This is a genomic window from Agrilactobacillus fermenti, assembly GCF_047943045.1.
GTDB classification, from domain to species: domain Bacteria; phylum Bacillota; class Bacilli; order Lactobacillales; family Lactobacillaceae; genus Agrilactobacillus; species Agrilactobacillus fermenti.
The window spans coordinates 2065058-2091654 of the sequence record NZ_CP181347.1 but is presented as its reverse complement, the minus strand read 5'-3'; the positions used below and the strand labels follow the sequence as shown (position 1 = coordinate 2091654).

Sequence of the window (26597 nt, the reverse complement as noted above, 5' to 3'; positions counted from 1 at the left end):
AAATCAGAAACAAAACGTTGGTTTTGTCCTGATCTCCGCTTTTTTGATCGGTTAAATATGAAAATTAATTTTGGGCTAGATATTTAGATTCGATATAGGTTCCATCTGCCAATTGTGCCCACAAGCTATAGTTGTCTAGTTGAATCTGACGGACAACAGATACAGTCGCACCATTGGGATAGGTTTGAGATAAACGTTGACCATAAGGATAAGCCCACGTTACCACGGGCCGTTGCGGACTGGTACTGATTTCAAGATTTTGATCAACGGGAACTTCATTGATAATTTCATAGTTTAATGCTGGTAAGGCGGGTGTTGTTAGCTCATTTGTCTTTGGTTGCGTTATAATTTTGACATCCTTAGCTAATGTCCAAATAGAGCCACCTAAATTAAGCCAAATAGTACGATTTGTTTTTTCTTGAACAGCTTTATATACGCGCCAAGTTGAGTATCTAGGTAGGGGTTTGTCTAGATGATGGTCTAAATCTGGCTCTGAAAAGACAGCAGTCAGCTGGTAAGTCTGAATGTACGTATCCGGTGCGATTTTTACAGGATGTAATTGCATGGTTTCATAAGTTACTTGGACTTGTTCTGTATTCTTAGTAAAAGTCCCCTGTGCAGTGGGTTGAATATCGGTTACAAATTGAGTCATATCCCAAAGCGGCTCAATGGTATAATCACTATTTAAGTTGCCATGTAGGAATTCGGGTGGGGTAATTAACTTGCCTTGGGTATCACGATGGTAAATGACAACCGGTGCCGCCGTCTGCTTGGCATAAATTAGATAGATGCCATTAGGATTCGGCAAGAACGTTTTTTGAAAGTGATGAATCGATGCTAAAATATAACTCGGAATTGTTTTCCAGGGTATATTCAAGCGTGCTTTGTATTGCCCATAGACGGTGACGGGCGCCAGCAATGCCTTACCTAGACTATCGACATAATGAATCGTGACGGCGATATCTTTTGGAATAACGCGTTGAATGTTAGTATCGGTTTCAGTTAACGTGGCTACATTACTGGCATTATTGCTTACTGCCGGTTGTGGTAATGAAGCTGCGTTTGTTTGTTGATGGCGTTGTTCTGCTCTTTTAAGAATCAAACGTTGTGCTTTGCGTTTGAAATATTGCTTTCTTAAATCATTTGTTGTCCTTACCATAACGATACCCCTAATTTACTTTGTCTATAGTTTCATGGTAGCACACTGGGTTTTATCAACATGGGGTCGTAAGGAATTTATAAACTAATCTTAGAAAAACTTAGGAATTAGGCGCTTTGAATGCTAACTTCCGCTAATCTTGGGCCTTTGGTTACACGACTGAGATTGACGTTTTGATCGACCAAAGTTTCAATTGCTGTGTCGATTTCAGTTTGGGTAATATTGCGCTTATCATTGGTCAATAGTAATTCTTGATGCCGGGGTGCTTTGGTATAAACAATCGTTGTGGCACCCATAGAATAAACTTTAACATAATTCGCATCTGTACCATCAAGTTGCTTTTGTACAAGATCCCGATAACTTGTGGTAATATCCATTAGTTTCATAATCACAGCCTCCCTTAGGTTTCTATCTACATTATAGGCGTTATTAGATCGATTAACTAACAAAAAGCCCTGACACCATTGAGGTATCAGGGCTTTTATTTTTAAAAATTAATCTTCTTTTTTCTCGGCACTTTTTGTGACAGTAGGATTGCTTTTGCCAGCGGTGATCTTAATTTGGTCGTTTTCCATACGTGCTTCAAGATTGTGCTCATCCGGATGATCCAAATAGAAATCAGCAACTCGATCCTCTATTTGTTCCTGGATAACCCGGCGCAATGGACGTGCCCCCATTTGTGGGTTATAACCAAGATCGACTAATTTTGTCTTAACTGGTTCAGTCACATGGATGTGTAAGCCTTGATCGGCAATCATATTATTCGTATCTTGGATCATTAAATCAACGATCTGCATCAAGTTAGCCTTAGTTAAGGAATTAAACTCAACAATATCATCGAAGCGATTCAAAAATTCAGGTTGGAAATAATCAGATAAGCGATCGAGGACAGAATGCGTCTGACCAGTAGCTGTGGCACCAAAACCGACATTAGCTTCAGTCTTACCTTGACCTGCATTGGAAGTCATGATAATGATGGTATCTTTGAAACTAACTGTCCGTCCTTGGGAGTCCGTCAACCGACCATCATCCAAAATTTGTAAGAACATGTGCATGACATCTGGATGTGCCTTTTCAATTTCATCTAACAAGATCAAACTGTATGGATTCCGCCGAACTTGTTCGGTTAACTGCCCAGCTTCTTCGTAACCAACATAGCCAGGAGGTGACCCGATAAGTTTTGACACGCTGAATTTTTCCATATATTCACTCATGTCGAAGCGAATCATCGAATCTTCACTGCCAAAGAGTTGCTGTGCCAGTTGTTTAGCTAATTCAGTTTTACCAACACCAGTTGGTCCAACAAATAGGAAGGAACCAATAGGACGGCCAGACTTATTAAAGCCGACCCGATTCCGCCGAATTGCTTTCGCAACTTTATCAACAGCTTCATCTTGACCGATAACATGAGCTTTCAAATCAGGTGCTAGATTTTGTAGTTGCTGTTGTTCTTGAGCCTTTAATTCACCTACGGGAATATTCGTCTTTTCTTCAACGATTTGTTCCATATCTTTTTCAGTAACGGTAGGTTCATTATCGGGATCAACACTATCTTTAGACTTCATATTCTTAAACTTTGTGACTTGATCACGATAGAAGGCGGCCTTTTCATAGTCTTCTTGCCGCAAAGCATCTTGCTTTTGCTTTTCAGCGCCTTGAATCTTTTCATCTAAAGTTTTAGGGTCGACCGCATTGATCGTTAAGTTTTTACGGGAGCCTGATTCATCCAATAAGTCAATGGCTTTATCAGGTAAGAAACGATCTTGGATGTAGCGGTTGGAAAGAGCAGCCGCCGCTGTAATTGCGTCATCAGTGTAATGAACATGATGATAGTCTTCATATTTCTTTTGCAAGCCCTTCAAGATTTGAACGGTTTCTTCAACAGAAGGTTCATCGACTTGAACGGGTTGCAAACGTCTAGACAAGGCCGAATCCTTTTCGATTGTCCGGTATTCATTTAAAGTGGTTGCGCCGACAAGCTGCAGCTCACCACGAGCTAAAGCTGGTTTTAAGACATTACCCGCGTCCATGCCGCCTTCGGCATTACCGGCACCAACAATTTCGTGGATTTCATCAATGAAAAGAATAATTTGATCATTCTTTTTAAGTTCATCCATTAATTGGGTCATTCGTTGTTCGAATTGACCACGAATACCTGTGCCTTGTACAAGTGAAACAACATCCAAGCGGACGACTTGTTTATCTTGCAGCTTGGCAGGAACATCGCCATCAACGATCTTTTGTGCTAGACCTTCGACTACGGCTGTTTTACCTACCCCAGCTTCACCAATGAGGACGGGATTATTTTTTGTACGTCTATTTAAGATTTCAATGACACGTGAAATCTCTTTGTCACGACCAATCACTGGATCGATTTGGCCTTCACGTGCTAAATTCGTTAAATTAACACCATATTGTTCGAGCAGACCACCATTTCCACCTTGGCCATTGCGGGGATTTCTAGGGCCGCCGCCACCGCCTGCTTGAGTTTGTGGTCCTTGCTGAAAGCCAGCTGCGTCATTAGGCATCCCTTGACCCATACTTCTAAAGATATCGTCTAAGTTGCCAAAGCCAAACGGATCCATTGCATTAGTTGGTCCATTCGAATTATTTTGCTGCTGATTCTTTAGTAATTGATAGCAATTTTGACACAAGTTAATTTCTTGACGTTGTCCATTTACATTTGTATATAAATGAATCGTTGCTTCATTTTTGTGGCAATTTTGACACAACATTGAGTTGTCACGACCTTTCTTTACCTAACGAAAATCGTTAGTGTAAGTCAACGTACGGTACAAACAAAAGATTACGATAAGCAAGTGCAGATACGTCTTATGCAATCTTCACGAGTATTATACATTTAGCACTCTTCTGGGTCAAGTGCTAACACTTGATAAATTGCAAACGTCTGTTCCTATTAACTTTGATGAGAATTACTTCTATAATATTCGAATGCTGACACATTATAAATACACGGTAGTTAAGGGGGAAAGTTGGATGTCTGAAGATTATATGCAAGCAATCGACAAGTTAGTTCACGGGGAGATTGGTGAAATCACGGTTGAACCAAAAGATTTTTTTGCCTTTCGTCAAGTTTGGCAAGACCATCCGCAGCGCAAAGAAATCGAAGGCATCGCCCAAAGAAATGGAACGATCAAATATCGCTTTCATGAAAACGGTTCACAATGAGTTGCTGCAAGGTTTGCGCAATGAAAAAAGGTTGTACTATTTTCTAAAAAATGTTAACCTTATCAGTGGATAAAGGGTTTGTACCCTTATTTTCTTTGGTGACAAAGAATAATTTAATGTGAATAAAGGAGTTCGATCGACTATGGAAAAACGCGACTTTCATGTAATTGCAGAAACAGGTATTCATGCACGTCCTGCAACTTTGCTTGTTCAAACTGCAAGTAAATTCAATTCTGACATTAACTTAGAATACAAAGGTAAATCTGTGAACCTTAAATCAATCATGGGTGTTATGTCCTTAGGTGTTGGCCAAGGTGCCGATGTTTCAATTAGTGCTGATGGCGCTGATGAAGCTGATGCAATTGCCGCAATCGCTGAAACAATGAAAAAAGAAGGTCTATCTGAATAATGTCTAAACAGCTAAAAGGAATCGCCGCTAGTGATGGTATCGCTATTGCTAAGGCTTACCGTTTAGTTGAACCTGATCTTTCCTATAATAAAAAGACTGTATCCGATACAGATGGTGAAACTAAGCGCCTAGAAGACGCAATTTCCAAATCAAACGATGAATTAAAAATCATCCGCGATAAGGCTAAAGAATCATTAGGTGAAGAAGAGGCACAAGTCTTTGATGCACACATGATGATTCTTGCTGATCCCGAATTTACAGGTGCTGTAAAACAAAAAATTACCGACGAAAAAGTTAATGCTGAAGCAGCATTAGGTGAAGTATCGGATCAATTTGTTTCTATGTTTGAAGCAATGACCGACAATAAGTACATGCAAGAACGGGCTGCTGATGTCCGTGATGTTACGAAACGTATTATGAGTCATTTATTAGGTGTAGAGTTACCTAATCCAGCTTTGATCGATGAAGAAGTGATCATTGTTGCTAAGGATTTAACACCTAGTGATACGGCACAACTTAATAAAAAATTTGTTAAGGCTTTTGTAACCGATTTAGGTGGTCGTACGGCTCATTCCGCCATCATGGCACGGTCACTTGAGATCCCAGCTATCGTTGGTAGCGAAACAATTACCAAAGATGCCCAAGAGGGTCAGAAGATGATCGTTGATGGGATCAATGGCGATATTATTATTGACCCAACGGATGCACAAGTAGCTGAGTATCAACAAAAAGCCAAAGATTTTGCTGCCCAAAAAGCTGAATGGGAAAAACTCAAGAATGAGCAGACACTGACAGCTGATGGGAAACATTATACAGTTGCTGCCAATATCGGGACACCTAAAGATTTAACAGGTGTCGTAGATAATGGCGCTGAAGCGATTGGCTTATATCGGACTGAGTTCTTGTACATGGATTCAGCTGAACTACCTTCCGAAGATGATCAGTTTGAGGCTTATAAAGCTGTTCTGGAAGGCATGAAAGGCAAACCAGTTGTTGTACGGACGATGGATATTGGCGGTGATAAGCATTTACCTTATTTACCATTACCTGAAGAAATGAATCCATTTCTAGGTTATCGGGCAATTCGGATTAGCTTGGATCGACAAGATATTTTCCGAACACAATTGCGGGCATTATTGCGTGCTTCTGTATATGGTAAGTTACAAATCATGTTCCCAATGATTGCAACGTTACAAGAATTTCGTGCAGCTAAGCAGATTTTTGAAGAAGAGAAACAAAAACTTCAAGATAAAGGTGTGAAGGTTGATAATGATATTCAAACGGGTATCATGATCGAAATTCCTGCTGCTGCTGTTTTAGCTGATCAATTTGCTAAGGAAGTTGATTTCTTTAGTATTGGTACGAATGACTTAATTCAATATACCATGGCAGCTGATCGTGGTAACGAACATGTTTCATATTTATATCAACCATATAATCCTTCAATTTTGCGCTTGGTCAAAAATGTGATCGACGCAGCTCATAAAGAAGGTAAATGGGCTGGTATGTGTGGTGAAGCTGCTGGTGACCCAATCATGGTACCACTCTTATTGGGCATGGGCTTAGATGAATACTCTATGAGTGCTACTTCAGTTTTGAAGATCAGAAGTCTCATGAAGCGTTTGTCAACCGCTGATATGAAAGCAATTGCTGATAAAGCGATGAATGAATTAACCACAAATGATGAAGTTGCAGCAATGGTTAAAGCAGCAACAAGTCAAAAGTAGATTTTATATTTGCATAAATGGCTGAGACAAAATTAACGTTTTGTTCTCGGCTATTTTTGTGTTACGAACGATCTTCGATGTTGTTTATTTGGATGGGGATAATTTGACAGGACTCAAGGCGACGTTTATGCTGGTTCAAGTGAATAGGAGAGAAGATAATTGAGTGTATTAACTGTTAAAGGGCTATCCCATCGGTTTATTGATAAGCAATTGTATACCGATGCGAGCCTCTTTTTAAATCCCAATGATCATATGGGGATTATTGGTGAAAATGGTGCTGGAAAGTCAACACTGATCAAAATCTTGACTGGGCAGATCATTCCAGATGAAGGTCAGATCAAATGGCAGCGCGGCATTGATATTGGCTACTTAGACCAGTATGCGAGCTTGAAACCTGGCGTAACGGTGGAAGCCTTTTTGGATTCGGCCTTTCAAAAGTTGATTGATGCTGAAAAAAGAATGTTAACTTATTATGATACGTATAGTAGTCAGCCAGATGATGACTTATTGGCAAAGGCTGGCAAGATACAAGAACAGCTGGAGAGTCAGAATTACTATGAGCGTCAGACAAGTATTGATAATGTTGCTTCTGGTCTAGGAATATTAGCTTTGTATGGTCGGGATGTTTCTGAACTCAGTGGTGGCCAGCGCTCTAAATTGATTTTAGCTAAAATGCTGCTGACCAATCCCGATGTACTACTATTGGATGAACCGACCAATTTCTTAGATAAAGAACATATTGATTGGCTGGCTGATTTTTTGGCGAACTTTACGGGTGCCTTTATTGTGATTTCTCATGACTTTGATTTTTTGAATCGAATCACAAACTGTATTTCGGATATTGAGTTAAGTACTATCACGCGTTATACGGGCTCTTTAAAACAGGCTTTGCGACAAAAGGCAGCTAATCAAGCCACCTATCAAAAAGAATTCGAAAAGCAGCAGCGCGAAGTATCCAAACTCAAAAAGTATATTGCTAAAAACAAAGCAGGTACTCGAGCAAAGAGCGCCAAAAGTCGGGAAAAGCAGCTGGATAAGATGTCTATCTTAAAGCCGCTTTCTAATAATCGTCAGGCAAATATTGAGTTTCCATACACAGATACAGCAAGTCAGATTTTGTACGAAGTGAATAATTTGAGTATTGGCTATGATCAAAATAAGGCATTATTGCATAAACCTCTGAATTTTTCAGTGGGTAATGGTGAGAAAATTGTGATCACTGGGTTCAATGGTGCCGGGAAGTCAACGCTTATCAAAACAATGATGGGCAAAATTCCAGCATTAGCAGGAACTGTGACGACAGCAAGTACTGTTGTCACAAATTATTATTGGCAGGAATTGATTTGGCCCAACAAGAATATGTCGCCCCTACAATATCTACAAGGCCGCTTTGAAGATGCAAAACCTAAAGTTCTACGTCAAGTCCTAGCTAGAGCTGGACTATCAAGCCAACAAGCACAGCAAGGCTTTGTCTCTTTGAGTGGTGGGGAGCAAAGCAAAGTAAAGCTCGCCGAGATGATGCTGCACTCTGCCAATGTTTTGATTTTAGATGAACCAACAAATCATTTGGACGTTCAAACGAAAGATAATCTAAAGCAAGCGCTACAAGTATTTCCTGGAGCAGTATTATTAGTTAGCCACGAAGCTGAGTTTTACGCGGGATCTTGGATAGATACAGTACTCGATATTGAAAAGTCAATTTGAAGTTGACTTTTCTTTTTTTTGCGCGTAAGATGGTTGAGTTGTCCTTTTTAATAGACCGTTATAAAAAATATTAAATGGTCTGAAAAAAAGGTGTTGACATTAGCTAATAAACTTGATATAGTATTCAAGTTGTCATTTATTGCTTTTGCCAATTGAAATTAGTTGTTGACAAAGATAAATGATTTTGCTATTATATAGAAGCTGATTAACAGCTACATAAAATATGAAACAAATCATATAAAAAATAGTTGTTGACAGCATATCAGATACATGATATTATATAACAGTTGATTGATTGAGTTAATCACTTGCTGATAGCCTTTCAGCAACAAGGTAGACCTTTGAAAACTGAACAAAGTTTCGATAATCAAATGTGCAGGCTAGACCTTTTGGTCTAACAAACATTTGCGAAGTCAATTCGCTAGCAACAAATAATAATGAGTCACAAACTTGAACTTTAGTTGAGAGTTTGATCCTGGCTCAGGACGAACGCTGGCGGCGTGCCTAATACATGCAAGTCGAACGAGAAACTTCTACCGAGTGCTTGCACTCAACTGAAGTTTCGAGTGGCGGACGGGTGAGTAACACGTGGCAACCTGACCTGAGAGCGGGGGATAACATTTGGAAACAGATGCTAATACCGCATAACAACCAGAAACGATTGTTTTTGGTTTGAAAGATGGTTTCGGCTATCACTCTGAGGATGGGCCCGCGGCGTATTAGCCAGTTGGTGAGGTAACGGCTCACCAAAGCAATGATACGTAGCCGACCTGAGAGGGTGATCGGCCACATTGGGACTGAGACACGGCCCAAACTCCTACGGGAGGCAGCAGTAGGGAATCTTCCACAATGGACGAAAGTCTGATGGAGCAACGCCGCGTGAGTGAAGAAGGGTTTCGGCTCGTAAAACTCTGTTATCGAAGAAGAACGAGGGTAAGAGTAACTGTTTACCCTGTGACGGTATTCGATCAGAAAGCCACGGCTAACTACGTGCCAGCAGCCGCGGTAATACGTAGGTGGCAAGCGTTGTCCGGATTTATTGGGCGTAAAGCGAGCGCAGGCGGTCTTTTAAGTCTGATGTGAAAGCCTTCGGCTCAACCGAAGAAGTGCATCGGAAACTGGGAGACTTGAGTGCAGAAGAGGAGAGTGGAACTCCATGTGTAGCGGTGAAATGCGTAGAGTATATGGAAGAACACCAGTGGCGAAGGCGGCTCTCTGGTCTGTAACTGACGCTGAGGCTCGAAAGCGTGGGTAGCAAACAGGATTAGATACCCTGGTAGTCCACGCCGTAAACGATGAATGCTAAGTGTTGGAGGGTTTCCGCCCTTCAGTGCTGCAGCTAACGCATTAAGCATTCCGCCTGGGGAGTACGACCGCAAGGTTGAAACTCAAAGGAATTGACGGGGGCCGCACAAGCGGTGGAGCATGTGGTTTAATTCGAAGCAACGCGAAGAACCTTACCAGGTCTTGACATCCTTTGTCAGTCTGAGAGATCAGATGTTCCCTTCGGGGACAAAGTGACAGGTGGTGCATGGTTGTCGTCAGCTCGTGTCGTGAGATGTTGGGTTAAGTCCCGCAACGAGCGCAACCCTTATGATTAGTTGCCAGCATTCAGTTGGGCACTCTAGTCAGACTGCCGGTGACAAACCGGAGGAAGGTGGGATGACGTCAAATCATCATGCCCTTATGACCTGGGCTACACACGTGCTACAATGGATGGTACAACCAGTTGCTAGACCGCGAGGTCATGCTAATCTCTTAAAACCATTCTCAGTTCGGATTGCAGGCTGCAACTCGCCTGCATGAAGCTGGAATCGCTAGTAATCGCGGATCAGCACGCCGCGGTGAATACGTTCCCGGGCCTTGTACACACCGCCCGTCACACCATGAGAGTCTGTAACACCCAAAGCCGGTCGGGTAACCTTTCAGGAGCCAGCCGTCTAAGGCGGGACAGATGATTAGGGTGAAGTCGTAACAAGGTAGCCGTAGGAGAACCTGCGGCTGGATCACCTCCTTTCTAAGGAAAAATTACGGAAAGCCTGTACATGTCGAAACTTTGTTTAGTTTTGAGAGGTCTACTCTCAAACACTTCGTTCCTTGAAAACCACATATCATGAAATGTTCTAATAACCGAGAATCAACTGTGTATTAAATTGCCGAACGACCAGCACGACGTGCTAGGTCAAGTTAACAAGGGCGCACGGTGAATGCCTTGGCACTAGGAGCCGATGAAGGACGGGACTAACACCGATATGCTTCGGGGAGCTGTAAGTAAGCTTTGATCCGGAGATTTCCGAATGGGGGAACCTGGCTATCCTGATCGATAGTTGGCCGTCAGTGAATTCATAGCTGGCGGCAGGCAGACGCGATGAACTGAAACATCTCAGTAGTTGCAGGAAGAGAAAGAAAACTCGATTCCCTGAGTAGCGGCGAGCGAAAGGGAAGAGCCCAAACCAGGATGCTTGCATCCTGGGGTTGTAGGACTGAACATTGGAGTTACCAAGCGGCGGCTTAGCCGAATGACCTGGGAAGGTCAGCCAGAGCGGGTGAGAGCCCCTTAGGCCAAAGGCCGCTGCCTTCGTTCAGGATCCTGAGTACGGCCAGACACGTGAAATCTGGTCGGAATCCGGGAGGACCATCTCCCAAGGCTAAATACTCCCTAGTGACCGATAGTGAACCAGTACCGCTGAGGGAAAGGTGAAAAGCACCCCGGAAGGGGAGTGAAATAGTTCCTGAAACCGTGTGCCTACAAGTAGTCAGAGCGCGTTAACGCGTGATGGCGTGCCTTTTGTAGAATGAACCGGCGAGTTACCTTTGCTTGCGTGGTTAAATCAGAAAAGATGGAGCCGCAGCGAAAGCGAGTCTGAATAGGGCGCAAGAGTAAGTAGAGGTAGACCCGAAACCAAGTGACCTACCCATGTCCAGGTTGAAGGTGCGGTAAAACGCACTGGAGGACCGAACCCACGTACGTTGAAAAGTGCGGGGATGAGGTGTGGGTAGCGGTGAAATTCCAAACGAACTTGGAGATAGCTGGTTCTCTCCGAAATAGCTTTAGGGCTAGCCTTGATGTAAGGATCACGGAGGTAGAGCACTGTTTGGACTAGGGGCCCGTCTTGGGTTACTGAATTCAGATAAACTCCGAATGCCGCTGATCTATCATCAGGAGTCAGACTGCGAGTGATAAGATCCGTAGTCGAAAGGGGAACAGCCCAGATCACCAGTTAAGGTCCCAAAATCTATGCTAAGTGGAAAAGGATGTGGAACTGCGCAGACAACTAGGAATGTTGGCTCAGAAGCAGCCACCATTCAAAGAGTGCGTAATAGCTCACTAGTCGAGTGGTCCTGCGCCGAAAATGTACCGGGGCTAAGCATAGTACCGAAACTGTGGATGGACACCGATGGTGTCCGTGGTAGGAGAGCGTTCTAAGGGCGGAGAAGCCAGATCGTGAGGACTGGTGGAGCGCTTAGAAGTGAGAATGCCGGTATGAGTAGCGAAAGACAGGTGAGAATCCTGTCCACCGTATGACTAAGGTTTCCTGGGGAAGGCTCGTCCGCCCAGGGTTAGTCGGGAACTAAGATGAGGCCGAAAGGCGTAATCGATGACAAGCAGGTGGAGATTCCTGCACTGGTCTGTTCCGTTATGAGTGATGGAGGGACGCAGGAGGCTAAGGAAAGCATGCCGCTGGATGTGCATGTCCAAGCAACAAGTCGGGGACTGAGTCAAATGCTTAGTGCTAACGACAAGTTGTGATGGGGAGCGAAATTTAAGTAGCGAAGTTCCTGAGGTCACACTGCCAAGAAAAGCTTCTAGCCAGAAGCAGACCACCCGTACCGCAAACCGACACAGGTAGTCGAGGAGAGTATCCTCAGGTGTGCGAGAGAACTCTCGTTAAGGAACTCGGCAAAATGACCCCGTAACTTCGGGAGAAGGGGTGCTGACCGCAAGGTCAGCCGCAGTGAAAAGGCCCAAACAACTGTTTATCAAAAACACAGGTCTCTGCTAAATCGAAAGATGACGTATAGGGGCTGACGCCTGCCCGGTGCTGGAAGGTTAAGAGGATCAGTTAGCGTAAGCGAAGCTGAGAATTGAAGCCCCAGTAAACGGCGGCCGTAACTATAACGGTCCTAAGGTAGCGAAATTCCTTGTCGGGTAAGTTCCGACCCGCACGAAAGGCGTAATGATTTGGGCACTGTCTCAACGAGAGACTCGGTGAAATTATACTACCCGTGAAGATGCGGGTTACCCGCGACAGGACGGAAGACCCCATGGAGCTTTACTGTAGCTTGATATTGCGTGTTGGTACAGCATGTACAGGATAGGTAGGAGCCGTAGAGCTCGGAACGCTAGTTTCGAAGGAGGCATTGGTGGGATACTACCCTTGCTGTATGAACACTCTAACCCGCGCCACTAAGCGTGGCGGGAGACAGTGTCAGGTGGGCAGTTTGACTGGGCGGTCGCCTCCTGAAAAGGTAACGGAGGCGCCGAAGGTTCCCTCAGAATGGTTGGAAATCATTCGCAGAGTGTAAAGGTAGAAGGGAGCTTGACTGCGAGACAGACAGGTCGAGCAGGGACGAAAGTCGGGCTTAGTGATCCGGTGGTTCCGTATGGAAGGGCCATCGCTCAACGGATAAAAGCTACCCTGGGGATAACAGGCTTATCTCCCCAAGAGTCCACATCGACGGGGAGGTTTGGCACCTCGATGTCGGCTCATCGCATCCTGGGGCTGTAGTCGGTCCCAAGGGTTGGGCTGTTCGCCCATTAAAGCGGTACGCGAGCTGGGTTCAGAACGTCGTGAGACAGTTCGGTCCCTATCCGTCGCGGGCGTAGGAAATTTGAGAGGCGCTGCCCTTAGTACGAGAGGACCGGGGTGGACATACCGCTGGTGTACCAGTTGTGCCGCCAGGCGCAGAGCTGGGTAGCTATGTATGGACGGGATAAACGCTGAAAGCATCTAAGTGTGAAGCCCCCCTCGAGATGAGATTTCCCATTCAGTTAATGAAGTAAGACCCCTGAGAGATGATCAGGTAGATAGGTCAGGCGTGGAAGTGCTGCGAAGTATGGAGCGGACTGATACTAATCGGTCGAGGACTTGACCAAAAGAACGGCAAGCAGAAGATTCAAGGGTAAAGAAGACATGATATGTGGTTTTGAGGGCACGAAGTGCTCAGGAGAAGTGCGGTGGCGATAGCAAGAAGGCAACACCTGTTCCCATGCCGAACACAGAAGTTAAGCTTCTTAACGCCGAAAGTAGTTGGCGGGCAACCGCCTGCGAGGTTAGGAAGTCGCCGCGCTAGGTTATACGGAAACCATAATGGTTTGCGTATTTTTTTGTCTATTTTCGGCTATAATGAGTAATAAGCTTAGGCTATAAGATGTTTAGCAACTGTATACGAACAAAATAATGTTCGTAACTGATAGGAGCACTAAATTGGCTGAAGAAAAACATTTAGATCCGCAAAAAATTGAACTTAGTGATTTGAATGGTCAGGCAAATATCAACCTTGTCTTTGAAGCTTGTCTGCTAGCTGGTAAAATTATGGTTGAGAATGGTTCAGAGATGTATCGTGTGGAAGATACAATGCGTCGGATTGCGAATAATGGTGGGGTTAAAGAAGCACAGATATTTACGACCACTACAGTGATAACTATTGGGACTTTTGATGCACCGAATACGCAGCTCATTCAAATAAATAATCGCAAGATAGATTTGGAGAAAATTGCACGTGTCAATTCGGCATCACGTGATTTTGCACATCATCGAATTGATCTAACAGAATTAATTACCCGTTTGATTCAAATTGATAAAAATGCACCAACATTTCCTTTTTGGTGGCAATTATTAAGTGCGGGTCTTGTTAGTGCCACTTTAATGATTTTATTTTCAGGACATTATGATTGGTATGATTTACCGATTGCCTTTGTTATTGGTATGTTAGGCTTTTTTATCAATGATTACATCGACAATTTAATTCAGATTCAATTTATTAGTCAATTCACAGCTTCATTGGCAATTGGGATTTTCACAATTTTGGCCGTTCGCTTTAATTTAGGTCATAGTGTCAACAATATTGTAATTGGGGCTGTCATGCCGCTAGTGCCAGGGGTACCATTAACAAATGCTTTGCGGGATTTATTAGCAGGTCATTTGATGTCGGGCATTACGCGGGGGGTAGAAGCTACTCTGAGTGCGGGTGCGATTGGCAGTGGCATTGCATTAGTTTTTCATTTTTTGACATAGGATGGCAGTGCAGATGAATCTTTATTTACAATTACTAGTACAGATCAGTTTCAGCTATATTGCTACGATCACTTTTGGGATTATGCTGAATATTCAGCGCCGGGTTTTAAATACTTGTGCTTGGATTGGTGTGGCCGGCTGGTTGAGTTATTGGGTGTTATGGCAGTGGGGGTCAGGCAAGCTGTTAGCCAATCTTGTCGGTGCTTTTCTGATTGGCTTTTTAAGTGTCGTTGTAGCTCCGCTGAAGCAAACCCCAACCCTATTGTTTAATATCCCAGCGTTGGTTCCGCTAGTCCCTGGAGCAACAGCTTTTCAAGCCATCCGCTACTTTGTTTTGGGACGTTTGACAACAGCATTTTCATATTTACTAACCGTTCTAATGGTTATCGGGGCGATCTCGGTGGGGTTTATGATTGCGCAGATGTTGGGTGAATTATTGCAAAAATTCCGGAAACGGGTACATACTTGATAAATAAGTATAAATATGTTAAGTTAGAAGTTGCGATGAGTTGTTGTCCGAGAGATTGGACTTTATGCAGGACACGTGTCAATTGGCGCTTAACGGATTTTTGAGTAGTGTTTGTGTAAGCACGTTGTGGAGCGGACTTACACTACAGCAAATGCTGTACTGCGACAAATAAGCTAAAAACGGGTTGAACGCCGCTTTTAGCTTATTTTTTTACGTTAATTTTTTAATTGTTAATTTCGATTTCTCGCATTTGGGGTGCCATTACGGTTGTTACCATTATCATCTAAGACATATTGTTCAATCAAACGAACAATTTGTTGATTCGTTGGCAGATCAGAATGCTGAGAGTTCGATCCAGTTACGGTAATTTCAGTATAATGTTTTGCTTGATCTTGATAGATGAACTTGCCAGCCTCTACGCTTTGAAAAGGGACAATGCCATCATCATTGTAGTCTTCTGTGCCGGCAATAGAATAAACCGTTAGATCTGTTGGAATCTTCTTTTTATCAGTTATAAAATCACTGAGCATTTGTGTACGATTCGCGGGATTTTTTTCACTAAAATTGTAAGGGGTTCCAATGGTCATCAATGTGCGCATAGATAAATCATCACTATCAAAATATTTCTCTAGATATAAGGTGTAGATCAAACCACCGTTAGAGTGACCGATACCGGAAAAATTATTAAAATGATAGCGATCCACTAGATAATCCATGGCTTGATCAAACCAAGCCGCTTGTTTTTTGATATTACTATAGCCATCTTTATTATTTTCAAATCCGACCACAAAAAATGGTTGATTATCCCGCGGGCTGACTTTACCAGTTACTTGCAGCTTACCATTGGTGTGCACCGTAATTTTGACAAGACTATGATTCCGATTATTGGCATTGAGCTGATTGATCAAATCATCGAAGCGATCTTGGGTTGCACTGCTGCCGGGGATAAAAATAATTGGCGAAACTCGAGAATTGTGAATGACCCGTGCGTATTTGACATTTTGCTGCATCCAATGATAGCCCGGAATTGCTAAACCTAAAAATAAAGCAATCAACAATAGAGCGCCGATGATCCAGCGGTAATTTTGTGGAAATTTTCTATGCATGAGTTGTCACCTTTGATTTTGCAAAGCTTTCATGTGTGTTGATCTGAGCGATGATGCGGATAAAAGGATAATAGATCATTGCCGAAGTGAATAAACCTAGTATGCTGACAAGTAAAGCCATGTAATTCCCATTCGTGCCAAGAAAGCCTAATAAGATACCAGGCGTGGTTCCAGGAACGGCATAAACGGCTGGGGGCATCCAATGGACATTGATAAATAACCAAGCAATTGCCATGCTGACTAAGGGTGAAATTGTATATGGAATCAATAATAACGGGTTAAAAATAATCGGGATACCCAGCATAATTGGATCATTAATATTCACCAAACTAGGTAGGAAGCTAAAGGCCGCAACTTGGCGCAGACCATGATTTTTGATCAAAAATAAGATGACTAGGATCAGTCCAAGGGTCATGCCGCTGCCACCAAAGTTGCCGTAAGTATCGTATAGGGTGTGTAACGTTACTGGATTGGGCACTGTAAATAGATTCTTAGTACTCAAAGCGTGGCTTAAGTTGGCTGCCCCTGCTGGATTAGCGATATTTTGGGTCATAAAATTCAACGGTCCACTAATGCCTAAAAAGCCCAATAGCGTATTGATCAAGGTAATGAAAAAAAGAAATAAAGTTACGTGATTTCGTGTGCTTAAAGGGATTTCTAAGAGACCATAAAAAAGGGTGCTTAAATTATGTTGGGGTGTGAAACTAATGCCAAAACTAAGTAGTACAAACGTGATCAAAAGCACACTGACAGGAAAAATGGCATGAATACCACGAGTCGTAAAACTTTGATCGATGTTTTTGTGGGGTAAATGCCGTTTGGAAAAAGCGGCTAGGACATGATAAAAATAAGCGACGAGAATCCCAATAAGCAAACTAAAAAATAAATCTCTAAACCCAAAGTTATTAAAGGGTAATGTGTCGCTGCCATTTTGATGGTCAAGACTGTGAGAAAGCGCATTAAAGTTAAAATTAAGAATCAGTAAAGTCAAAAGACCACAAATGCCGACGATATGATCATCATCTTTCAGAGCATGGGCTAGATATTTTGCTACCAAAAAAACGGCTAGCAATGCAATGACATTAATCGTCAGCGTTGTGATAGCAGCAATTGGTTTCGCAATTTGGGTATAATAAGGCAGCCAATCCTCAATGTGCCAAACTGTCGCAAAAAAGCCATCCGGCCGAAAGACAGCTAAATTTAAAGCCCGAAAAAAGGACCCAATGACCACGAAAGGAAATAAAATCGAAAATGTTTGCCGAATGGCGGCATAAATACGAAACTTGCGAATCCACTTATTTAATTTAAAGCTAGTGCGCGTGAGACGAATGAGTAAGGCGTGCAACTTTAAGACCCCCTCACTATAGTTTGATGGTTACACTGCCTAAACGATTGATCAGTTTCATATTTTCAGAATAATCAACGGGCACTGAAATAATATGAACCCCTTTGGTTGCGGCTAATGCTTTTGTCAATGTCGGGGCAAGATCTTGGGCACGTTGAATGTTATAGCCGATCGCGCCAAAACTGCGGGCTAACGTAACAATATCAGGATTAGTAAAATCGACTTGGGAATGATGCTTTAAGGATAGGTCCATTTTCCATTTGATCAGGCCATAGGATTGATCCGCCCAAACTAGAATGACAAGATGCAAGTCTTCACGAACGGCAGTTTCAATTTCTTGGACGTTCATCAAGAAACTGCCATCACCCATGACCGCAAGCACGCGCTTGTTTGGGGCCGCTAATTTAGCACCAATGGCACCGGGTAAGGCCCAACCCATTGTTGAAAGGCCATTATCGATCAAGCAGGTGTTGGTAGCGTAGGTTTCAAATAAACGAGCCATCCACATTTTAACAGCACCAGTATCTACCAAAACAATGTCATCATCAGCAAGTGCAGCACGCGTATCAGTTACGATTTTTTGCGGTTTGAGCGGGAAACTGTCATCGGTCACGTGATCGGTTAATTCATGATGGCGCATTTTTTTGATGGGTAATTTTAGTTTGGGAAAATGGACGTTTTCTGCCTGCAAACCCGTATTTAAGCGTGCCAAACTCTTGGCAATATTAGCGACGATATTTAAACTGACATTGTAATGGCTGTCAGGATCTTCCCGGAACATATTGATATGTAAGATTTTTTTATCGCCATTAGGATTGATCTTAGCCGGATCAAATTGTTGAATGGAAAATCCAACGGCAATGATCAGATCAGCTTGATCAAAGGCAAAGTTTTCGTAATCATGGCGCATGAAACCAACGACACCAAGTGCATTAGCTTCACGATCGCTGATCGCACCTTTAGCCATAAAAGTAGTGGCAACAGGAATGTTGAATTGCCGACTAAACGCCTGTAACTCTGCTTCAGCATTTTTTAAAACTACACCATGGCCAGCTAAAATAATTGGATGCTTGGCACTTTTGATCAAATCGACGGCTGCTTCTATATCTGTCTTAGTAGGTTCAGTGATCGAAGCTGGGGGGATTGGCAAGGGCTGTAAAGTTTCAGGGGCAGGCATTTGTTCAACATCTTGTGGTAAGGCTAAATAGGTGGCACCTGGGCGGTCACGTTCAGCCAGTGAAAAAGCTTTGCGCATCATTTCTGGTACAGCACCGGGTTCAAGAATCATTTGGGACCACTGGGTGACGGGGCGAAACATGGAAACAAGATCGATCACTTGATGTGATTCTTTATGAATCCGATTCAACCCGCCTTGGGCTGAAATGGCAACCAATGGTGTAGAATTGGTTTGGGCATCGGCGACACCTAGGACTAAATTTAGCGCACCAGGGCCTAGCGTAGCCACACAAACGCCAGCTTGGTTCATTAAGCGGCCGTAAACACTAGCCATGAAAGCAGCACCTTGTTCATGGCGGGCTAAGATAAATTCAATATCAGAAGCTTGATCAATGGCATCTACAAAATTAATATTTTCTTCGCCAGGAATGCCGAAAACATATTTAACGCCTTCGTTTTTTAGCGATTCGACCATTAGTTGGGCAACGGTTCTTTTTTCCATAATGACGGGACTTCCTTCAACCTTAAATTATTTATGTGCGTAGGTGCAGACAGAATTCAGACTTAGCCTGATAACACATTATTGGTGACAACTAACACACTTTATCATAAATGATTAAGGATAGTTTAACCCAAAAGGAGTTTTGCTAAAAGCGTTTATCTTGGTAGAACTAAATGAGAGCGGTTTATAAGCAGCTTAGAGTTTAAACGAGTCTAAAAAATGGTTAGCTGGAACTTATTTTGATATGATTTATTAAAGATTCCACAAACTTGAAAATTTTAGCTGGCTTTTTTGCTAAAATTTAATTGTGTCCGTTAAGGTTCATTGAGAAGTAAGGTTGGAGGGAAAAGATGAGTACACACATTGCTGCAAAAAAAGGTGAAATTGCTGACAGAGTGTTATTACCAGGGGATCCGCTACGCGCTAAGTTTATTGCCGAAAATTTTTTGATGGATGCCAAGCGCTATAATGACATTCGAAATATGTATGGTTACACCGGCAAATATCAAGGGGTACCTGTATCCGTGCAAGCAACTGGGATGGGGATACCATCGATCGGTATTTATGTTCACGAGTTATTAGCAGAATATCAGGTTAAAAAATTAATTCGTGTTGGCACTGCTGGTGGTTTGGCACCGCAATTAAAACTGCGAGATATTGTGTTGGCTCAAGCAGCCAGTACAGATTCCAGTGTGATACATAATATTTTTGGTCCGAGTATTTCTTTTGCGCCAACGGCTGATTTTGATTTATTGCGTCAAGCCTATCAAGCAGCACAAAATATTGAGCATGCGGCTTATGTAGGCAATGTTATCGGGCAAGATCGGTTTTACGATGCCCAAATCAACTTTAAGCAGTTAGCGGCTTATGGCGTGTTGGCTGCTGAGATGGAGACACCGATTTTATATCTATTAGCGGCTCAATATCAGGCCCAAGCTTTGGGGATTTTTACGATCAGCAATCACATTTTTAATGGCGGCGAAACGACGGCGCAAGAACGGCAAGAAACTTTTGGTGAGATGATCACGGTAGCACTGGAAACGATTATTAAATAACGGGCTTAGTTTTTTAAAAAAACAGGAATAAGTCACTTTTGGTAAGGATTGTTTTGCAAAAATTGAATCACAATAGTTAAGAGTATGTTAAAATGGTAAATGTAATATTAAGATGTTAATAAAAAATTAACATTTAGAACGAACGATAATTATATTGGGATTTGGAGGATTGGATATGACGCATCGAAAAGCTTTTTTAACAGTTTCGGCAGGTGTTGCTGGTTTGGCTGGCATTGCTTTGATGAATGCCAATCAAGGTCAGCAAAAAGTTCAGGCAGCGACACAATCAGCTACCGTTTCTTATCGTGAAGGTTCTACCACTGTCTGGGCTTCACCAAATTTTCAACAACCAAAAAGCTATGTGACTTATAAACAAACCGTGCAGATTTATGATTCCAAACAAATCGGAAATACGACCTGGTATAAAGTTGGTGACAATGCTTGGATTCCGGGCATTTATCTAAGTTTTGATAATAAGCAAGCACAGCCAGCAGCCACAGCTTCAACGAATACAAATCCGCAATCAACGACAACCAATACAACTGCTGCTAGTACCAATCAAACCCAAGCAGCTACTGCAGGACAGTTAACCGTTACATATAAAGACGGTGGGACAACACTATGGTCTCAGGCTGGCTTCAGTCATGCGACGGGTAAGTATTTGAGCAGCGGGCAGACAATCAGCTATGATCAAACACAAGATGTCGGCGGTGAAACATGGTATCATGTGGCAAACGGTTGGGTGCCAGCACGTTATGTTTCGGCTTCTGGCGGCGAGAGTGATCAAAATGCCAAGCACACGGCTGAAGTTGGCACGCCTCTTTCTGCACCTAGTGATGCCGTGTCTGGTACCAATACAGCAGTCACAAATACTGCAACCAATACGACAGCCACAAATAGCACAGCTACAAATACAGATCAAACTAAAGCACAAAAAGTTATTGCTTTAGCCGAACAGCAGATTGGCAAACCTTACGTTTGGGGCGGTAAAGGGCCAAGCAGCTTTGATTGTTCTGGTTTGATGCAGTATGTTTTTGCCAATGCCTTAGGGATGCAGATAGGTAGTTGGACCGTACCACAGGAAAGCGCTGGTACGCAAATTGCTGTCAGTCAAGCACAACCAGGGGACTTATTGTTCTGGGGTGACCGTGGTTCGACGTATCATGTTGCTTTGTATATTGGCAATAATCAATATGTGAATGCGCCGGTGCCAGGTGAAAATGTCACGATTGCTTCTATTTCGCAATACTTCATGCCAAGTTTTGCAGTTCGAGTTTTGTAATCACTTTTCATGAGCGATTCAATTGTAATTAAGTATAGTTAGACGGTTTTAAGGGTCTGGGGCAGCAAATGAAAATTTTTGATGTTCAGGCTCTTTTTTTGTGGCTTGATTTTGGGACACATCTCATATTTAGAAAGGTCGTTAATCAATGAACTATCGTCAATTAGGTAAGACAAATTATAAAATTAGTGACGTCTCATTAGGGACTTGGCAGCTCGGTGGCAAATGGGGGGCACCGTTTGATGCCCAAGATGCAACGGCAACTTTGGCTGAAGCCTATGATCGCGGTGTCAATTTTTTCGACACGGCTGATGGTTATCAAGATGGCCGTAGTGAGCAGGCAGTTGGTGCGTTCGTAAAACAACATCCTGATGTTCACTTCACAACTAAGATTGGCCGTAAGGAACAGCCTTTAACGGTTGAACACTTTGATTCGGAACACGTGCGGCGTTATGTGGATGAATCCTTAAAAAATATGGGCGTTGATGCTTTAGATATTGTGCTATTACATTGTCCACCAATGTCTGTTTATTATCAGCCGGAAACTTTTTGGGCATTGGATGAACTGAAAAAAGCTGGTAAGATTCGTAATTATGGGGTCAGTGTCGAACGTGTGGAAGAAGGCATCAAGGCACTAGATTATGGGACGAGTGTTGTTGAGATTATTTTTAATATGTTTCGGTTACGCCCAGCACAGCTATTTTTCCAATTGGCTCAGCAGCATAATGTCGGCATTCTAGCCCGGGTACCGTTAGCTAGTGGCTTATTGACGGGTAAATTTGATGCGCAGACACATTTTGATCCAGCTGATCATCGTGCAAGCAATCGTCAAGGTCAGCTGTTTGACCGTGGTGAGACCTTTTCAGGTGTCGATTATCTTACTGGTGTGAAAGCTGCCCAAGTATTAAAAAAACAGCTAAAAACGGATAATTTAGCTGCAATGGCTTTGAGGTATATTTTAATGTATGATGCAGTTTCTGCTGTCATTCCGGGTGCAAGTAAACCTGAACAAATCGAACGCAACACGATGGCTTCCGAATTACCACCGTTGACTGCTGAACAAATGAAAATCGTGGCTGATGTTTATGATCAATATGTCAAAAATCCAGTTGAATACTTGTGGTAAGCGTCTAAACGGCTAGTTGATTTGATCTAAAGTTTGATCAATAACGCGTAAATGATGCGCTAATAACAAACGCTTGACCGTACCAAAGCCAGGATTTTTAGTAATCTCAAAATGGTAAAGTAATTGCTGTAAAGGCGCAGTTAGTTGAATCTCTGACCGATGTGCCGCAACGAAATGCCGTAATTGAGTCAATAAATCAAGAAACTTTTCTTTTTGGCCAAATAACTGGCCATCATCGAATGAAACAAAATGATGCATACGAATATCACCAGCAGGACCGCGGTAAGTCAGATGAATGGCTTGCCGCGTTTTTGGTGCACCCACATCAGAATAATAAGCGCCACTGATCGCATAATCGCTAAAGCCAATTTGGTAAGGCCGAAGCCGACCTAAATAAGGGGCCCAGGTGAAATGTTCATCTGGCTGATCGAGGTATTCGCCCAGATCTGCTTCGTAATGGAATGGGTCTGACAAACTGATTTGGGGCAGTTGGGTATGCTGCAGTAATTGGCGAAAGCGCGCTTCATCGGGAATAATCACAGCTTGCGGCGACCATTGGGATAATTGCTGTTGGTGCGCATTTAGATAGGTGTAATTTTGGCAAATAACGTAGGTCTGGTTAGTGTTGACGTTGGTAGAGTCACAATTGCGCTGATCAAAGTAATAGACCGATTTCAGATTGGGTTGTTGTCGTAGTTTTGTTGTTGGTAGTTGCTGCTGTGCCGAAGGTTGTAACCCATATTGGCCCACTAAGGGATTCTCGATCCACCCCACTTGCTTTTTGGGGAGAAGCAGCCGCAGTGTCTTTTTTAACGTTGGGATAGCTTTGACTGGTTCAATGATGGGGATAATGTGCTTTGTAGACAATAAAATATGTTGTAAAGCTAGTAAATCAAATTGACGGCCACGAATCAAAGGATAGTAATTATAAGGCATCGGTAAACTCCTGATTCAACGGTAATTTTGGCTGGTGTTGGCTCAACTGCCAAAGTTGCAGCTGAGTTTGGGTTAACTCGGCCTTTAACGCTGCAATTTCTGCTTGCGCTTGCGCCAATGCCGTTGTTTCATAATCGGCCATCAGCGTGGTATAAAAATTATCTGTTAGTGTATCTGAAAGATGATTGCCAGCACGTCGTTTTAGTTCCTGTACCAATTGTTGACTATGGTAGCCGCGTAAACCACTTGTGAGCCGTTTGGCCTTATCTACTTCGCGATTTAAAGAATGTATAAAACGTAGCTCTATTTGGGCTGCTTTAAGTTTCAAAGGTTGTTGCGGTGCCTTGCGATAGACGGTTAAAATACCAGGGTTTGGTAAATGTCGCAGTTGCCGCAGTTGAGCATCAAAATAATCGAACACTAAAATGCCAACCGTACTAGGGACTTCTGCGGCTACTTGGGCAATTAAGTGGCGCGGTAATACAAAATAGTTGTAGTCACCTATAAAGGAAAGCTTAGCTTTAGAATGAAAATCAGCTTTGGTAACTTTCAATTCAAAGCAAGTGTAACGGCCTTGGGTATCACGACTTAAAGTGTCCACGATGCCTTGGTCATCAGGTAGGCTGACTTCTTCGACGACTAATTGGCCTTGTTCGCGACAATAGGCATAAAGTGTTTGTTCGATATCTAAAGTTTCGATCGTTTTCAAAAAGGATATACCTCCAATTTTGAGTTCGCAGCTATTTCAGTTTAATCACGCCAAAAGTCTGTAATTATGTGGGCCAATTCCTGGGGATTATGGGCGACTGTCAATTGTTGCTGCCAATGAGCCGGAAAATATTGTTGATAATTAGGTGTTAAAAAACGTTGATCTAATAATAAAACGATGCCACGATCTTTTAACTGCCGAATGAGGCGACCAGCAGCTTGGCGAACATTGTTCATACCTGGCAATTGATAAGCATAGGCAAAGCCACGCCCGTTTTTGATGTCAAAGTAATCTTTTAACGTGTTATTTTCTAACGAAAGGCCAGGTAGACCCACAGATACGACGGCAACCCCAATCAAACGATCCCCAGTGAGATCGATACCCTCTGAAAAGATCCCACCTAACACGGCAAAACCAACTAAAGTTTGCTGAGGCTCAGCCGTGAATTGTGTCAAGAAGTCCTGACGTTCGGATTCAGACATGGCACTGGTTTGGGCGATAGTAGCGATGTCTGGTGCTTGAGCTTCGAAATCTGCGCGGATTTGTTCCAATAAATGGTAAGAAGGGCAAAAAACTAAATAGTTGCCCTTTTTACCTTGAGCTAGGGCATGAATACTAGCGGCGATTTTAGGGATATTTCGATCACGCGTACGATAGGTCGTTTGAATATAACTAGAAATAATAATGCGCTGATTTTTTGGCGGAAAGGGACTGGGTAAACGGTAGGCTAAAGCGTTCGGACTACCTAACACCTCGCGATAATAGGTGGTAGGTGAAAGGGTTGCTGAGAACAGAATACTGGCTTTCCCTTTTGCCAGAGCGGTATCCAAATGAGCTTGAGGATCCAAACAGAGCAATTTTACAGCCAACTGCGTGTCATTAATGCTACGGATCTCCGTTCGATAACTAGCATCATAAAAGTCAGCAATACGACTGAAAGTTAGAGCCGTCAAATAGTAATTGAGGACAGCTTGACTCAAGGGTGTGTCATCTTGGGTCTTTAACCAATCGTGGGCCCGTTCAATGAAGTTAGCAATCCGATCCAGGAGCTGTAAAGGTGCAGCGTCCTTGATCATTTCGGTTTGATTGGCGTGTTCTAGGTCAGTGCTTAACAAGGTAAATTCATCCAGCAAACGATGACAACTATTCAGTAAATATTTGGTCGGTCCAGTAACTCTAGGCAAGGCATCAAACAAACGGATCAATTCAGTCAAACCTTGATCGTTTATTTGTGTAGAATACATGTTACGAGAACGGTCAACTAAATTATGGGCCTCGTCAACCAAAAAAACGGCACCTTCAGCTTTATCCGCAAAAAAACGTTGTAAGAAAACCATTGGATCAAATAAATAATTGTAATCACAAATGATCACATCGGCAAACAAACTGGTGTCTAAAGAAAGTTCAAAAGGGCAGAGCGTGTGCTTGCGCGCATATTGCTCAATCGTTCCCCGGTCTAAATTATCTTCATGGTTCAAAAGATCCCAAATACCATCTTTCCGGCGGTCAAAATAACCATCAGCAAAGGGACAATGTTCAGGTGTACAAATCCGTTCATCCATAAAACAAATTTTATCTTTGGCGGTCAGCGTAATCGATTTAAGTTGAGCCCCGGCTGCACGTAATTGGGTCAAACTCTTTTCGGCCACGAGCCGTGTACTTTGCTTGGCCGTTAAATAAAAGATACGATCTACGGCGTTAGCACCAATGGCCTTGACCGTAGGAAATAATGTTGCCATGGTTTTGCCAGTACCGGTGGGCGCTTCGACGAATAAACGCTGCTCACTGAGAATCGTTTTATAGACACTTGCTGAAAGATCACGTTGTTTGTTGCGAAATTTGGCGAAGGGAAATTTTAATTTTGCAGCAGCTTGCTGCCGGTTTTGGTGCCACTTGGACTCAAATACCAGCCAGCCTTGATAGTCGTCTAAGATTGGTTCGGCATAAGCCGCCAATGCCTCAGCTGTGAACGTTTGCTGCGTCCGGGAAATTTCTTGGGATAGCGTTTGATAATAGGTTAACTGCAAGGTGATCTGAGGTATTTTTTTATTTTTGGTGAAAATATAACCGTAAAATTTCAACTGAGCCCAGAACAGATCTAGTGTATTTTGCTCAAGCTGCTCAAATTCAGTTTCTGAAGTTTTGATTTCATCGATGGTGTATTGGTCATTTAGCTCATCATAGATCAAACCATCCATACGGCCGTCCACGATAATTTCCTCACCTGTGCTCAAAGTCAAAGGCAATTTGAGAGTAACTTCTTTTTGATAATTTTTAGGTGCCTGACGTTGCAGTTTTTTATGAATGCGGGTGCCTTCCAAAGCCGTGTGGTCGGAGCTACTGGCACGCTGGTCAATACTGCCATGCTTTTCTTCAAATTCTACAATCGTGCGGACACCGATGCGCCGTTTTGCCATGTGCTCAGTTCCTTTCTCTCATGTTATACTATCACAAGTTAGCGCTA

The 26597-nt window shown here is 43.0% G+C and carries 18 protein-coding genes and 3 rRNA genes; 12 read left to right on the top strand and 9 right to left on the bottom strand.

Annotated elements, in window-relative coordinates:
* Nucleotides 1-64: 64 nt before the first annotated feature.
* The 3 genes from ACNAN0_RS10480 to ACNAN0_RS10470 all read right to left on the bottom strand — a co-directional run bounded on the left by ACNAN0_RS10480 (nt 65) and on the right by ACNAN0_RS10470 (nt 3894).
* Nucleotides 65-1159, bottom strand: coding sequence for a MucBP domain-containing protein (locus ACNAN0_RS10480; RefSeq protein WP_230912427.1), 1095 nt, complete (start codon nt 1157-1159; stop codon nt 65-67).
* 107 nt (nt 1160-1266) lie between these two features.
* Complete coding sequence (locus ACNAN0_RS10475; protein WP_230912428.1) at nt 1267-1545, bottom strand: DUF1827 family protein; 279 nt, start codon at nt 1543-1545, stop codon at nt 1267-1269.
* A 108-nt stretch (nt 1546-1653) separates the two neighbouring features.
* Nucleotides 1654-3894, bottom strand: coding sequence for an ATP-dependent Clp protease ATP-binding subunit (locus tag ACNAN0_RS10470; protein ID WP_230912429.1), 2241 nt, complete (start codon nt 3892-3894; stop codon nt 1654-1656).
* 262 nt (nt 3895-4156) lie between these two features.
* On the opposite strand from ACNAN0_RS10470, the gene ACNAN0_RS10465 reads away from it, so the two are divergent.
* The 9 genes from ACNAN0_RS10465 to ACNAN0_RS10425 all read left to right on the top strand — a co-directional run bounded on the left by ACNAN0_RS10465 (nt 4157) and on the right by ACNAN0_RS10425 (nt 14896).
* The gene (locus ACNAN0_RS10465) at nt 4157-4348 is read left to right on the top strand and encodes a hypothetical protein (RefSeq protein WP_230912430.1); all 192 of its coding nucleotides are present in this window, start codon (nt 4157-4159) and stop codon (nt 4346-4348) included.
* 142 nt (nt 4349-4490) lie between these two features.
* Nucleotides 4491-4757, top strand: coding sequence for a phosphocarrier protein HPr (locus tag ACNAN0_RS10460; protein WP_230912431.1), 267 nt, complete (start codon nt 4491-4493; stop codon nt 4755-4757).
* The gene (gene ptsP, locus ACNAN0_RS10455) at nt 4757-6484 is read left to right on the top strand and encodes a phosphoenolpyruvate--protein phosphotransferase (RefSeq protein WP_230912432.1); all 1728 of its coding nucleotides are present in this window, start codon (nt 4757-4759) and stop codon (nt 6482-6484) included. Before ACNAN0_RS10460 ends, ptsP begins: the two co-directional genes overlap by 1 nt.
* A 159-nt stretch (nt 6485-6643) precedes the next feature.
* Nucleotides 6644-8188, top strand: coding sequence for an ABC-F family ATP-binding cassette domain-containing protein (locus tag ACNAN0_RS10450; protein ID WP_230912433.1), 1545 nt, complete (start codon nt 6644-6646; stop codon nt 8186-8188).
* 457 nt (nt 8189-8645) lie between these two features.
* Nucleotides 8646-10205 (top strand): 16S ribosomal RNA (locus ACNAN0_RS10445).
* Between the two features lie 163 nt (nt 10206-10368).
* A 23S ribosomal RNA gene (locus ACNAN0_RS10440) occupies nt 10369-13286 on the top strand.
* A 77-nt stretch (nt 13287-13363) separates the two neighbouring features.
* Nucleotides 13364-13480, top strand: a 5S ribosomal RNA gene (gene rrf, locus ACNAN0_RS10435).
* The 16S, 23S and 5S rRNA genes sit together here, the layout of an rRNA operon.
* Nucleotides 13481-13650: 170 nt before the next feature.
* Nucleotides 13651-14427, top strand: coding sequence for a threonine/serine exporter family protein (locus ACNAN0_RS10430; RefSeq protein WP_416354192.1), 777 nt, complete (start codon nt 13651-13653; stop codon nt 14425-14427).
* Nucleotides 14428-14440: 13 nt separating this feature from the next.
* Complete coding sequence (locus ACNAN0_RS10425; RefSeq protein ID WP_407929199.1) at nt 14441-14896, top strand: threonine/serine exporter family protein; 456 nt, start codon at nt 14441-14443, stop codon at nt 14894-14896.
* Between the two features lie 230 nt (nt 14897-15126).
* Here the strand turns inward: ACNAN0_RS10425 and ACNAN0_RS10420 are convergent, their stop codons facing one another.
* Genes ACNAN0_RS10420 through ACNAN0_RS10410 form a run of 3 tightly spaced genes read right to left on the bottom strand, consistent with a single transcriptional unit; the run spans nt 15127 to nt 19025 of the window.
* Complete coding sequence (locus ACNAN0_RS10420; protein WP_230914059.1) at nt 15127-16002, bottom strand: alpha/beta hydrolase; 876 nt, start codon at nt 16000-16002, stop codon at nt 15127-15129.
* The gene (locus ACNAN0_RS10415; protein ID WP_416353238.1) at nt 15995-17347 is read right to left on the bottom strand and encodes a PTS transporter subunit EIIC; all 1353 of its coding nucleotides are present in this window, start codon (nt 17345-17347) and stop codon (nt 15995-15997) included. Before ACNAN0_RS10415 ends, ACNAN0_RS10420 begins: the two co-directional genes overlap by 8 nt.
* Nucleotides 17348-17363: 16 nt before the next feature.
* The gene (locus ACNAN0_RS10410) at nt 17364-19025 is read right to left on the bottom strand and encodes an acetolactate synthase large subunit (RefSeq protein WP_416353237.1); all 1662 of its coding nucleotides are present in this window, start codon (nt 19023-19025) and stop codon (nt 17364-17366) included.
* A 350-nt stretch (nt 19026-19375) separates the two neighbouring features.
* On the opposite strand from ACNAN0_RS10410, the gene deoD reads away from it, so the two are divergent.
* The 3 genes from deoD (at nt 19376) to ACNAN0_RS10395 (ending at nt 22488) form a co-directional block, all read left to right on the top strand.
* Nucleotides 19376-20080, top strand: a complete 705-nt coding sequence (gene deoD, locus ACNAN0_RS10405; protein ID WP_416353236.1) for a purine-nucleoside phosphorylase — start codon at nt 19376-19378, stop codon at nt 20078-20080.
* Between the two features lie 175 nt (nt 20081-20255).
* Nucleotides 20256-21362 (top strand): C40 family peptidase, encoded by a 1107-nt coding sequence (locus ACNAN0_RS10400; protein ID WP_416353235.1) that lies wholly within the window; start codon nt 20256-20258, stop codon nt 21360-21362.
* Nucleotides 21363-21510: 148 nt separating this feature from the next.
* Complete coding sequence (locus ACNAN0_RS10395) at nt 21511-22488, top strand: aldo/keto reductase (protein WP_416353234.1); 978 nt, start codon at nt 21511-21513, stop codon at nt 22486-22488.
* A gap of 12 nt (nt 22489-22500) precedes the next feature.
* Here the strand turns inward: ACNAN0_RS10395 and ACNAN0_RS10390 are convergent, their stop codons facing one another.
* Genes ACNAN0_RS10390 through ACNAN0_RS10380 form a run of 3 tightly spaced genes read right to left on the bottom strand, consistent with a single transcriptional unit; the run spans nt 22501 to nt 26550 of the window.
* Nucleotides 22501-23424, bottom strand: coding sequence for a sce7725 family protein (locus ACNAN0_RS10390; protein WP_416353233.1), 924 nt, complete (start codon nt 23422-23424; stop codon nt 22501-22503).
* Nucleotides 23414-24133, bottom strand: coding sequence for a hypothetical protein (locus tag ACNAN0_RS10385; RefSeq protein ID WP_230914053.1), 720 nt, complete (start codon nt 24131-24133; stop codon nt 23414-23416). The genes ACNAN0_RS10390 and ACNAN0_RS10385 overlap by 11 nt, the downstream gene beginning before the upstream one ends.
* Nucleotides 24134-24174: 41 nt before the next feature.
* Nucleotides 24175-26550, bottom strand: a complete 2376-nt coding sequence (locus ACNAN0_RS10380) for an ATP-dependent DNA helicase (RefSeq protein WP_416353232.1) — start codon at nt 26548-26550, stop codon at nt 24175-24177.
* Nucleotides 26551-26597 lie beyond the last annotated feature (47 nt).

Excerpts from the sequence above, each read along its gene's own strand:
- ACNAN0_RS10465 (WP_230912430.1), top strand. The coding sequence starts at position 4,157 with ATGTCTGAAGATTATATGCAAGCAATCGACAAGTTAGTTCACGGGGAG.
- ACNAN0_RS10400 (WP_416353235.1), top strand. The coding sequence starts at position 20,256 with ATGACGCATCGAAAAGCTTTTTTAACAGTTTCGGCAGGTGTTGCTGGT.
- ACNAN0_RS10380 (WP_416353232.1), bottom strand. The coding sequence starts at position 26,550 with ATGGCAAAACGGCGCATCGGTGTCCGCACGATTGTAGAATTTGAAGAA.
- ACNAN0_RS10480 (WP_230912427.1), bottom strand. The coding sequence starts at position 1,159 with ATGGTAAGGACAACAAATGATTTAAGAAAGCAATATTTCAAACGCAAA.
- ACNAN0_RS10460 (WP_230912431.1), top strand. The coding sequence starts at position 4,491 with ATGGAAAAACGCGACTTTCATGTAATTGCAGAAACAGGTATTCATGCA.
- ACNAN0_RS10475 (WP_230912428.1), bottom strand. The coding sequence starts at position 1,545 with ATGAAACTAATGGATATTACCACAAGTTATCGGGATCTTGTACAAAAG.
- ACNAN0_RS10425 (WP_407929199.1), top strand. The coding sequence starts at position 14,441 with ATGAATCTTTATTTACAATTACTAGTACAGATCAGTTTCAGCTATATT.
- ptsP (WP_230912432.1), top strand. The coding sequence starts at position 4,757 with ATGTCTAAACAGCTAAAAGGAATCGCCGCTAGTGATGGTATCGCTATT.
- ACNAN0_RS10470 (WP_230912429.1), bottom strand. The coding sequence starts at position 3,894 with ATGTTGTGTCAAAATTGCCACAAAAATGAAGCAACGATTCATTTATAT.
- ACNAN0_RS10420 (WP_230914059.1), bottom strand. The coding sequence starts at position 16,002 with ATGCATAGAAAATTTCCACAAAATTACCGCTGGATCATCGGCGCTCTA.
- ACNAN0_RS10395 (WP_416353234.1), top strand. The coding sequence starts at position 21,511 with ATGAACTATCGTCAATTAGGTAAGACAAATTATAAAATTAGTGACGTC.
- ACNAN0_RS10410 (WP_416353237.1), bottom strand. The coding sequence starts at position 19,025 with ATGGAAAAAAGAACCGTTGCCCAACTAATGGTCGAATCGCTAAAAAAC.
- ACNAN0_RS10390 (WP_416353233.1), bottom strand. The coding sequence starts at position 23,424 with ATGCCTTATAATTACTATCCTTTGATTCGTGGCCGTCAATTTGATTTA.
- deoD (WP_416353236.1), top strand. The coding sequence starts at position 19,376 with ATGAGTACACACATTGCTGCAAAAAAAGGTGAAATTGCTGACAGAGTG.